The organism is Methylobacterium sp. WL6 (genome assembly GCF_008040095.1).
Lineage (GTDB): Bacteria > Pseudomonadota > Alphaproteobacteria > Rhizobiales > Beijerinckiaceae > Methylobacterium.
In genome coordinates, this window is record NZ_VRVH01000149.1 from 1 (window position 1) to 10,597 (window position 10,597).

At 71.4% G+C, this 10,597-nt stretch carries 11 protein-coding genes and 1 pseudogene; 2 read left to right on the forward strand and 10 right to left on the reverse strand.

Going from position 1 to position 10,597, the window contains the following annotated elements:
* The 3 genes and pseudogenes from FV230_RS17750 to FV230_RS17760 all read right to left on the reverse strand — a co-directional run.
* A pseudogene (locus tag FV230_RS17750) lies at positions 1-676 on the reverse strand (3'-5' exonuclease); the annotation flags it as partial.
* The gene (locus FV230_RS17755; protein WP_147843343.1) at positions 631-1,329 is read right to left on the reverse strand and encodes a ring-opening amidohydrolase; all 699 of its coding nucleotides are present in this window, start codon (positions 1,327-1,329) and stop codon (positions 631-633) included. The pseudogene FV230_RS17750 and the gene FV230_RS17755, both read right to left, overlap by 46 nt.
* Positions 1,326-2,030 carry an isochorismatase family cysteine hydrolase gene (locus FV230_RS17760; protein ID WP_147843344.1) on the reverse strand — a complete coding sequence of 235 codons (705 nt, stop codon included), beginning with the start codon at positions 2,028-2,030 and terminating at the stop codon, positions 1,326-1,328. The genes FV230_RS17755 and FV230_RS17760 overlap by 4 nt, the downstream gene beginning before the upstream one ends.
* Positions 2,031-2,421: 391 nt before the next feature.
* On the opposite strand from FV230_RS17760, the gene FV230_RS17770 reads away from it, so the two are divergent.
* A complete protein-coding gene (locus FV230_RS17770; RefSeq protein ID WP_147843345.1) occupies positions 2,422-2,736 on the forward strand; it encodes a BrnA antitoxin family protein in 315 nt (104 codons plus the stop codon).
* Between the two features lie 5 nt (positions 2,737-2,741).
* Here the strand turns inward: FV230_RS17770 and FV230_RS17775 are convergent, their stop codons facing one another.
* The 7 genes from FV230_RS17775 to FV230_RS17805 form a co-directional block, all read right to left on the reverse strand.
* Positions 2,742-3,770, reverse strand: coding sequence for a formamidase (locus tag FV230_RS17775; protein ID WP_147728578.1), 1,029 nt, complete (start codon positions 3,768-3,770; stop codon positions 2,742-2,744).
* An 8-nt stretch (positions 3,771-3,778) separates the two neighbouring features.
* On the reverse strand, positions 3,779-4,702 hold the full coding sequence (locus tag FV230_RS17780; protein ID WP_147728579.1) for an ABC transporter permease: 924 nt from the start codon (positions 4,700-4,702) through the stop codon (positions 3,779-3,781).
* A 31-nt stretch (positions 4,703-4,733) separates the two neighbouring features.
* Positions 4,734-5,891, reverse strand: coding sequence for an ABC transporter permease (locus FV230_RS17785; RefSeq protein ID WP_147843346.1), 1,158 nt, complete (start codon positions 5,889-5,891; stop codon positions 4,734-4,736).
* 137 nt (positions 5,892-6,028) lie between these two features.
* Positions 6,029-7,129 (reverse strand): BMP family ABC transporter substrate-binding protein, encoded by a 1,101-nt coding sequence (locus FV230_RS17790; RefSeq protein ID WP_147843347.1) that lies wholly within the window; start codon positions 7,127-7,129, stop codon positions 6,029-6,031.
* 192 nt (positions 7,130-7,321) lie between these two features.
* Positions 7,322-7,585, reverse strand: coding sequence for a hypothetical protein (locus tag FV230_RS17795; RefSeq protein WP_147728710.1), 264 nt, complete (start codon positions 7,583-7,585; stop codon positions 7,322-7,324).
* A gap of 303 nt (positions 7,586-7,888) precedes the next feature.
* Complete coding sequence (gene pucL, locus FV230_RS17800) at positions 7,889-8,728, reverse strand: factor-independent urate hydroxylase (RefSeq protein WP_147843348.1); 840 nt, start codon at positions 8,726-8,728, stop codon at positions 7,889-7,891.
* 79 nt (positions 8,729-8,807) lie between these two features.
* Entirely contained in the window at positions 8,808-10,208 is a 1,401-nt protein-coding gene (locus tag FV230_RS17805) for a nucleobase:cation symporter-2 family protein (RefSeq protein WP_147843349.1), read from the reverse strand.
* A 181-nt stretch (positions 10,209-10,389) separates the two neighbouring features.
* On the opposite strand from FV230_RS17805, the gene FV230_RS17810 reads away from it, so the two are divergent.
* Positions 10,390-10,597, forward strand: a 208-nt coding sequence (locus FV230_RS17810) for a 2-oxo-4-hydroxy-4-carboxy-5-ureidoimidazoline decarboxylase (RefSeq protein ID WP_281408303.1), incomplete at its 3' end; no start/stop codon positions are given.

Below are 10,597 nucleotides of genomic sequence, written 5' to 3' on the forward strand. Positions count from 1 at the left end.
CCTCGGCCGCGACCGGCTCGCGCAGCCAGGACGGCAGAGCGCCGGGCTCGGGCGCCGCCTCGGCCGGCGCGGTCCCGGTCTCCGGCCCGGATCCGTCCCGCCACAGGATGGCCGGCCCGTAGGCGGTCTCCACCGCCTCGCCCTCGCCGAAGGCCTGCACCATCCCGGTGCGGATCATCTCGCACCAGGCGGTCGGGCCCACCAGCGTCTGGCCGCGGAACGGCGCGACCACGAGCCGGTCGGCGGCCCGCGTCATCGCCACGTAGAGCAGGCGGTTGTGCTCCTCCCGCGCCCGCGCGTGCAGGCTCTCGCGCGCCGCGCCGATCGCCTCGGAATCGTAGGGCTTCGCGCTCGACCAGACCGGCGGGACGTCGCCCGGCATCGCCAGCAGCGGCGGGTCGTTGCCGCCCGGCGCCTCGCAGCCGTCGATCATCACCACCACCGGGGCCTCCAGGCCCTTGGCGCCGTGCACGGTCATCACCCGGACCTCGTCGCGGCCGGATTCCATGTCGCGCTTGACCGTGTGGCCGGCCTCGCCCCGGCCGCCGGCGCAGTAGCGCGCCAGGAAGCCGGCGAGCGAGGGTGCGTCCGCGCCCGCCTCGGCCTGCGCCGCGCCGAGCAGGAACACGTCTATCGCGTCGCCCGCCTCGCCGCCGAGGCGCGCGACGAGGCGAGCGAAAAGTCCCGGCCGATCGCGGCCTCCTCCAGCGCGCCGACCTCGCCGAGCGCCGCGGCGATGCCGAGGGAGGCGGCCGCGCGCGACAGGCCCATGGATTTCAGCGTGTCGGCGGTGGCGCAGTCCGCGTCGCGGCCGCGCGCCTCGGCGATCCGCTCCGAGGTGAGGAGCGGGCACTTCACCTGGACGAAGTGCACCTCGTCCGGATCGACGATCCCGGCCGCGCGCATCGCCGCGCGCACGCCGTCGGCCACCGACGCGACCTGGGCCAGGCGCCCGACCTGCTCGGGTCGGAGGTCGGCGGTGTGGGCGTGGCCGATGGCGAGCGCGCCGGGCACGGCGGCCTCGTCGGCCTCGCGCACCTCGAACACGGTGACGTGCGGGGACAGGCCGCCCTCGGTCCCGCCCGACATGACGAGGCAGACCCGCTCGGCGGCCTCCGGGCCGGCGTGCCGACGCAGCAGGTCGCGCAGGGCGCGGGCGGCGAGCCCCCGGGTCCAGTCGTTGACCAGGCCGTTGCCCTCGGTCTTGCCGAAGATCGCGACGATCGCGCCCGGCACGACCCGGCCCTCCGCGATCGCGCGTTCCAGGCCGGAGACGTCGTCCGGGGCGGCGGTGGCGATGCGGTGGACGACGGCGCGGCGGGTGCTCATGCGGCGTCGAGCGCGGCGATGACGGCGTCGGTGTCGGAGACCGCGCCGAACACCCCGCCCTGCATCGTCACCATGCGAAGCGCCGCCGCGTGGTTCTCCGGATCGGTGGCGCCGCAGGCGTCGCCCAGCACCACGCATTCGAAGCCGCGGTCGTTGGCCTCCCGCATGGTGGTGGAGACGCAGACGTCGGTGGTGATGCCGGTGAGCACGAGGTTGCGGATGCCGCGGGTGCGCAGGATCAGCTCGAGGTCGGTGGCGCAGAACGAGCCCTTGCCGGGCTTGTCGATCACCACCTCGCCGGGGAGCGGGGCGAGCTCCGGGATGATCTCCCAGCCGGGCTCGCCGCGGACCAGGATCTTGCCGCAGGGCCCGGGGTCGCCGATGCCGGCGCCGATCCGGCGCGAGCGCCAACGCTTGTTCTCCGGCAGGTCGGAGAGGTCGGGCCGGTGGCCCTCGCGGGTGTGGATGATCGTGTAGCCGGCCCCGCGCATCGCGGCGAGCAGGCGGGCGATCGGCGCGATCGGCGCGCGGGTCAACGACAGGTCGTAGCCCATCGCGTCGACGTAGCCGCCGTCGCCGCAGAAATCGATCTGCATGTCGATGATGACGAGCGCGGTGTTCCCCGGCCGCAGGTCGCCGTCGTAGGGCCACGGGTAGGGCTCGGCGGCGACGGTGCCCGCGGGCGAGGACGTCGTGCTCATGCGGCCTCGCCCTGTCGGCTTGACGAACGAATGTCCGCTGACGGAGATCGTCGTGACGTGCGCTCGATTCGGAATGCCGCGAACGAGCGCGGGACGAGTATTGCCCTTCGCCGCACGCGCTCTTCCCTCCCCCCTCTGCGGGGGAGGGTGGGCTTCGCGTCAGCGAGGGTCGGGAGAGGGGAGCGACCTCTCCGGATACGGCGCTCCCCTCTCCCCCCCTGCTCCGCAGGGTACCCTCCCCCGCAGAGGGGGGAGGGAGAACGCCTGGCGGCCAAATCGCCGACGGATTTCCTAGCTGATACGATCCGCGAGACGACCGAGGCCGGCGGGGAGATCGAGGTCATCCGCATCATCTCCGCCCGCAAGGCCGATCGTTCGGAAAGGCGACGCTATGAACACGAAGCTGGTTAGCTACGAGATCGACCTCGCCAATCCGCCGACGCTGAGCGAGGCGCAGACGGCGGAGCGGGAGGCCCTTGCGGCGAAGCCGGAGGCGGAGATCGACCACAGCGACATCCCGACCCTGACGGAGGCGTTCTGGCAGAACGTCGTGCGCAACCCGTTCTACCGCCCGGTCAAGACCTCGACGACGGTGCGGATCGATGCCGACGTGCTGGGCTGGCTGCGGGCGCCCGGGCGCGGCAACCAGACCCGCATCAACGCGATCCTGCGCCGCGAGATGCTGGCGGCGTTGAGGAAGGGCTGAGGCCCTCACTCCGCCGCCTCGCGCGCGGCCGGCGCCTGGCCGGCGCCGTAGGAGCGGGTCGGCGCGACGAAGCCGCAGGACGTGCCGTCCACGACCTTCACCTGATCCTCCCACGGCAGCCTGTACCGGCCGGCGGCGAGGTCGTGCATGTAGGTGTAGGGGCAGTCCTGCGCGCCGCCCTTCACCGCCGTGTAGCCGCGGTGGCCGAGCTGGTAGATGTTGTTCTCGACGCCCCAGTGGATCCGCGCCTCGCGCACGAGGTCGGGCCGGACCTCGGCGGTGATGATCTCGTCGACGCGGCCGGTGGTGCCGTGGGCGAGGATCGCCCCGTCGAAGTTGCAGACCATGCCCTCGCCCATCGAGTCGAAGGTGCCGTCCGAGCCGCACAGGCAGACGTTGGCGGTGACCATCAGGTTGCAGAAGGCGTTCGACTGGTTGGTGAAGCGCCAGGATTCGCGGATCGGCGCGGTGTAGCCGGCCGTGCGGATCATGATCTCGGCGCCCTTGTAGGCGCATTCGCGCGCCATCTCCGGGAACATCCCGTCGTGGCAGATGATCAGGGCGAGCTTGGCGCCCTTCGGCCCGTCGATCACCGGGATGCCGAGGTCGCCGGGCTCCCACGGCTCCACCGGCACCCAGGGGTGCATCTTGCGATAGTACAGCTTCACGTCGCCGGCATCGTCGATGATCAGGCCGGTGTTGTAGGGCGCGCCGTGCGGGTTGAGCTCCATGATGGAGAAGCAGCCCCAGATCCGGTTGTCGACGCAGGCCTTGCGGAAGGCGGCGACCTCCGGCCCGTCCATCCGGCACATCAGCTCCGGCCGGGTGTCCATCGACAGGCCGTGGAGCGCGTATTCGGGAAACACCACGAGATCCATGCTCGCCATGTTGGCCCGCGCCTTGGCGACCATCGCGACGATCCGATCGGCCTGCGCGCCCAGGTCGGCCGGCGTCTCGACCTTCGGCAGCTTCAGCTGCACGAGGCCGACGACGACGCCGTTCGGGGATTTGTTCAGCCCACCGAGACCGTTCATGCGAAACCTTATTTCGAGAGGGAGAGCTCGCCCGGCGCGCCGGCCAGCGCCCGGTCGGGCGACGAGGTGGCGATCAGCAGGGCCAGGGTGAGGACGTAGGGTGCGGCGTAGTACAGGTAGTAGCCCTGCGTGACGCCGACCGATTGCAGCGCCGGCCCGAGCGCCCCGGCGCCGCCGAACAGCAGGGCGGCGGCGAAGCACGCGAGCGGGTTCCAGCGGGCGAAGATCACCAGCGCCACCGCCATCAGCCCCTGGCCCGAGGAGATCCCCTCGTTCCACGAGCCCGGATAGTACAGCGACAGGTAGGCGCCGCCGATCCCGGCGAGCACGCCGCCGGCGGCGGTCGCGAAGAGCCTCACGCGGTCGACGTCGTAGCCCATGGCACGCGCCGCGTCGGCGCTGTCGCCGACGACGCGCACGATCAGCCCGGCCTTGGTGTTGCGGAACGCCCACCACAGGAACACCGCGAGCGCGGCGCCGACGAGGAACAGCACGTTGACGCGCAGCGCCGCCTGGATCTGCGGCACGTCCGACCAGAACCCGAACGGGATCGCCGGAAGCGGCGGCGCCGAGGGCTGGATGAAGGCCTTGCCGAAGAAGAAGGCCAGCCCGGTGCCGAACAGCATCAGGGCGATGCCGACCGCCACGTCGTTGACCCGCGGCAGGCGGCAGACGAACCCGTGCAGCAGCCCGAAGGCGCCGCCGGCGAGCCCCGCCACCGCGACGCCGGCCCAGGGCGAGCCGGTGAGCACCGCGGTGGCGTAGGCCGACATCGCACCGAACACGAGGGTGCCCTCGAGGCCGAGGTTGATCCGCCCCGAGCGCTCGGTGATGGTCTCGCCGAGGCTGACGAACAGGAACGGCGTCGAGACGCGGATCGCGCCGCCGACCACCGCGATCAGGACGCTCCAGAGCCCGAGATCGCCGCTCATCGCCCGCCCTCCGCCGCGCTCATGCGGGAGCTCATGCGGGCGCTCCCGCCGGCAGCGCGGCGGCGGCGCGCTTGGTGGCCCACAGGTGCGGGCTGAACAGGTGCAGGCGCCCGTAGAGCGTCTCGCTGGCGAGCACCATGAGGAACAGCAGCCCCTCCAGCACCAGCACGGTGGCGTCGGGCAGCTGCATCCGGCGCTGGATCAGCCCGCTCGACGCCTCGATCCCGCCGAGCAGGAACGCGACCGGCATGATCGCGATCGGGTTCTGGCGGGCGAGGAAGGCGACGAGGATGCCGGTGTAGCCGTAGCCGGCGGCCAGCGTGCCGTTGGCGGTGCCCTGAACCGCGACCACCTCGAAGAACCCGGCGAGCGCCGCGAAGGCGCCGCCGAGGGCGGTGAAGCCGACGATCAGCCGCCCGACCGGCAAGCCCTGGATCTGCGCCGCGCGCACGTTGCCGCCGGCGATCCGCGCGGCGAAGCCCAGCGTCGTGCGGTCCATCAGCACGTAGGCGACGAGGCAGGACAGGACGCCGACGCCGAGGCCCCAATGCACCCCGATCCCCGGCATCGGCGCAAGCATGAAGGCGTCGCCGACGGGCAGCGTCGAGGGCTTGTTGAGGCTCGCCGGATCGCGCAGCCAGCCCTCGATCAGGTGGTTGGAGAGCGCGATGGCGATGTAGGACAGCAGCAGGCTCGAGATCGTGGCGTTGACGCCGCGATAGGCCTGCAGAAACCCGACGGCGCCGATCCAGACCGCGCCGACCAGCGCCGCGGCGAGCGCCATCAAGGGGATCGCGAGACCGGGCGGAAGGGCTGCCAGCGGCTGGGCCGCGGCGGCGGCGCTGAGGCCGCCCAGCACGATCGCCCCCTCCCCGCCGATCACCACGAGGCCGAGGCGGGCGGGCAACGCGACGCAGAGCGCGGCGAACAGCAGGGGCGCGGCGCGCTGCAGGCTGTTGCCGAGCGCGAAGGACGAGCCGAAGCCGCCGCGGTAGACGATGTCGACGAACTGGAGCGGCGACTTGCCCAAAGCCGCCAGGAACAGCCCGAACAGGACGAAGCCCGCGAGCGCCGCGCCGACCGGGATCAGGAACGCCTCCGAGCGCCGCGCCAGCCAGGCCCGGGCCTGAAGGCCGCGCGCCGGCGGATCCGCCGTCTCGACCGGTGCCACAGCGGCGTCCGCGACCATCCCGCACCTCCGAACCGGTTCCACCATCCTGCGACGCGTGCGGCAGGAAGCGTGCCAGCCCCGCAACCGGGCCGGTGCAAGCCTTCGCCGCCCCTTCCCTCCCCCTCTGCGGGGGAGGGAGAGCGTCGAACCGTGCCTCAGACCGAGCCCTTCACGCCCGCGACCAGGTAGTTCGTGCTTTCCAGCTCGGCCGCCTTCTCGGGGTAGCCCTTTCCGGCGGCGAGGATCTCCTTGCCGGCATTGTCCTTGAGCGGTCCCTTGATGATCTGGTAGCCGCCCTTCATCATCTCGGCCTTGACCGCGTCCGCGTTCTTGCGCGCCGCGTCGCTGACGCCCGGGCCGTAGGGGCTCATCTTGACGTAGCCGTCGGCGAGGCCGCCGCGGACGAAGTTCTCCGGCACCTTGCCGGCCTGCATCGCCTCGACGAAGCCCTTGTAGATCGGCAGCCAGTTCCACTCCGCCCCGGTGAGGTACTTCTGCGGCGCCAGCGGCGACTGGTCGACGTGGTAGCCGCAGACGAAGGCGCCCCGGCGGGCGGCGGTCTCCACCGTCACCTTCGGGCTGTCGACGTGGCAGGTGACGACGTCGGCGCCGCCGTCGATCAGCGCGTTGGTCGCCTCGGCCTCCTTGACCGCGAGCGACCACTCGCCGGTGAAGATCACCTGGCAGGTGATCGACGGGTCGACGCTCTGAGCGCCGAGCAGGAAGGCGTTGATGTTGTTGAGGACCTGCGGGATCGGCTTGGCGGCGACGAAGCCGAGCTTCTTCGACTTGGTGGCGTGCCCGGCGGCGATGCCGTTGAGGTACTGCCCCTGCGCGATGTAGCCGAAATAGGAGCCGGCGTTCTTCGGGTCCTTGTCGGTCCACAGGCCGCCGCAGTGCCGGAACTGGATCTTGGGGTTCTTCTTGGCCTCGGCGACCATGTAGGGGCTGTAGTAGCCGAACGAGGTCGGGAGCAGCAGCGTCGCCCCGTCGAGGTTGATCATGCTCTCCATGGTCTTCTCGACCGCGTTGGTCTCGGGGACGCGCTCCTCCTCCGTGACCTCCAGGCCGGGCATGCCCTTCAGGGCCTTCGCGGCGAGGGCGTGGGCCTGGTTGTAGCCGTAATCGTCCTTCGGCCCGACATAGATGAAGCCGGCGGTGAGCGTGCCGGCGGCGCGCGCCCGCGAGAGGGGCGTCAGCGCGAGCGCGGCGGCGCCCCCGAGGAGGTGCCTGCGCGAAAGCGAATGATCTGCCAAGGCCGTCTGCTCCGTCCCGAATGCGGGGCGAAGTCTAGGCTTGGCCGCAACACCGGCGAAGCCGAGATTTTCGGCATCGTCGGCGTCGTCGCGGCTCAGCGCGACGCCTGATCGACTTGGATCAGGCGCCTAAAATCAGTCCTGCCACTGCGAATCTTTTCGGCAAAGCTCGTGGCGGCGTTCGGACCGGCCTCAGCGGCTGCGATAGGCCCGCGCGTCGCGCCCGTCGCGCAGCGAACCGGTGACGAGGCCGTCGTCGACCCCGTAGACGCTCCGCGCGTCGCCACGCGGGGTGCGGCCCGCGGCGTCGAGGGCGTTCGGGATGGCGGCGCGGCCTTCGAGGCCGCCGGGCGCGAGCGCGGGCGGGATGCCGGCGGGCGCGTTGTAGCTCTGGGCGAAGGCGGTGGTGGACAGGGCGAGCCCGAGGGAGGCGGCGAGGATCAGGCGTGCGGTCATGGGAGGCATCCGAGGTTCGATCGGTCGGCGACCCCGTGGTCGCCGACGCTCTCGGACCTAGATTTTCACCAGACCTGCCTTTGGAAAGGGCCGTGAATGCTGAAGTTTTAGCCTGATTTCCAGGGAATACCCGCCGCGGGCGGATCGAACGGGCCGGCTCGGCCGAACTCTAAGATTAAAAGGCCCATTTAATCAAATACTTATCAGAGCAATCGGTCGCCGCTGCCCTGTTATTCGGCATGTGGCACGCTTCTTTCGCGGAGCGTGCGGTTCGGCACCCGGCCCGTCGCTGCGGGTGCCGGGCTAGCCCCGGCCGATGGTCGCCACGATCTGCCCGTGCGGCTCGTCGATCGGCAGGAACACGGTGTTGGCGTTCGCAAGCCCGAACGGCGCCAGGTTGATCGGGATGTAGTGCTTGTTCGGCATGGCGAACCCGATCTCGCCGACCTCGGGGATCGCGGCCAGCACCGTCTCGCCCATCCGGTACATGCTGTCCTGCACGCCAAGGCTGTAGGTGGTGCCGAACACGGTGAGCAGGTGGGTGAGGATGTCGGCGTTGGCGGCGCCGTAATCGGCCGGCGGCCGCGTCCAAGTCCAGGTCGCGTCCATGGCGGTGGCGGCGATACGGTCGGTGGTGTCGGGCAGGGTGCGGTAGCCGTCGTCGACGAAGTCGGACCAGCCCGATTGCGTGGTCTTCATGAAGGTGAAGTTGCGCAGGCCCGATTGCAGCGCGCGCGCGCCCCGGCTCGCGACGAGCCGGACGAAGCCGGTGCCGTTGGCGTCCAGCGTGAAGGTGTGGCCGTGCGGCTCGCCCGCGACGGCGTAGCGGAGCCAGCGCGTCTCCAGCCCCTCGATCGTGACCTCCTCGATCTGGGGATAGGTGTCGAGGAACACCGCCGCGACCGCCTCGACGAAGGCTTCCTTGTCGAGGGACAGGTTCTTGGCCGCGGTGACGTTGACGATGTTCTTGACGCTGTCGGTGGCGACGCAGGCGCGGTTGTCGCCCGCGGTCCAGGCGGCGTCGAAGGCGCCCTTCATCAGCACGGTGAGGGTGAGCTCGCGCGGGGTGTGGTGGTCGCCCTCGCGGGTCAACCGCATGACCCGGACACGGCCCTTGCCGTAGGTCGAGGCGATGAGCGGCATGGAGGTCTCCGGTTCGGCTGGAGGTTCGTCGGAGCATCTTCGCCGGATCGCGCGGACGGGCGCGATCCGGCGACGGACGTCAGTGCTCGGAGGCCGCGGCCTGGCGCAGGGCCGCGTCGCGGGCGTCGGCCGTGCTGCCGAGGCCGTTGAAGAACAGGTTGAGGACCACCGCGGCGATCGCGCAGAGCAGGATGCCCGATTCGAGCAGCGGATGCAGCGCGTGCGGCATCTGCTTGAAGAAGTTCGGCGCGACGAGCGGGATCATCCCGAAGCCGACCGAGACCGCGACGATGAACAGGTTGTTGCGGTTGCGGGCGAAGTCGACCGCCCCGAGGATGCGCGCCCCGGTGGCGCCGACCATGCCGAACATCACGAGGCCGGCGCCGCCGAGCACGCATTGCGGCACCGCCTCGACCAGGGCGGCGAGCTTCGGGATCAACCCGAGCCCGAGCATGATCACGCCGCCGACCACGGCGACGTAGCGGGTGCGCACGCCGGTGACGCCGACGAGGCCGATGTTCTGCGAGAACGAGGTGTAGGGAAACGTGTTGAACACGCCGCCGATGATCGTGCCGAGCCCGTCGCCGCGCAGGCCCTTGGTCAGGCGCCGCTCGTCGACCGGGTCGGCGCAGATCTCGGCGAGCGCCAGGAACATGCCGGTCGACTCGATCATCACCACGATCATCACGATGCACAGCGTGACCACCGAGACCGGGTCGAAGGTCGGCAGCCCGAAGGCGAAGGGGCGCACCACGTCGAACCACCCGGCGGCGGCCACGTGCGAGAGGTCGACCAGCCCGAAGACGCCGGCCACGAGCGTGCCGACGACGATCCCGATCAGCACCGAGGCGGAGGCGACGAAGCCGGTGCCGTAGCGGGTGATCGCCAGGATCACGCAGAGCACGAAGGCGGCGATCCCGAGGAAGACCGGCGCGCCGTAGCTCGGGTTGCCGACCCCGCCGGCCGCCCAGTTCACGCCGACGCGCATCAGCGAGATGCCGATGACGAGAATGATCGTGCCGGTGACCACCGGCGGGAATAGCGGCAGCAGCCGCCCGACGAGCGGCGCCACCAGGAACGCGAACAGCCCGGCAGCGATCACCGCGCCGTAGATGCCGGTGAGCCCGATCTCCGGGCTCGCGCCCATGGCGATCATCGGCGTGACGGCGGCGAAGGTCACGCCCATCATCACCGGCATGCGGATGCCGATGCCGGGCAGGCCCCAGCTCTGCACCAGGGTGGCGAGGCCGCCGGCGAACAGGTCGGCGCTCACCAGCATCGCCACCTGCTCCGGCGCCAGCTTCAGGGCGCGCCCGACGATCAGCGGCACCGCGACGGCGCCGGCATACATCACCAGCACGTGCTGGAGGCCGAGGAGCCCGAGCGCGAGGGCGCCGACCCGGGCGACCGGCGCGGTGGCGGGCCCGAGCGGCACCGGACCGCTCTCGGGCAGGACATCCGGGTGGGCCGTGTTCGACATCGGCGAACGCTCCAGCAGGCCGCCGGATCGGTCCGGCTGCCGAGGACAGATCCTCGCGCAAGGCATGTGCCAGCGCAGGCCCCGCAGGGGCGGGCGATCGCGCGGCCGACGCGCCCGACGGACGCGCCGCTTGGCCCGTTGCCTGCTACCCTCGGCCGCGAGACCCGACGCGCGAGGCCCGATGACGATTCCCCTGGCCGACCTGAACGCGATGGCGGAGGCCGACTTCGTCGCCGCCCTCGGCGCGGTGTTCGAGCACGCGCCCTGGGTGGCGCAGCGGGCGGCCGCCGCGCGCCCTTTCGCCACCGTCGACGCGCTGTACGGCGCGATGCGCGCCGCGGTGGAGACGGCGCCCGACACGGCGCGCCTCGCGCTGCTGGCGGGCCATC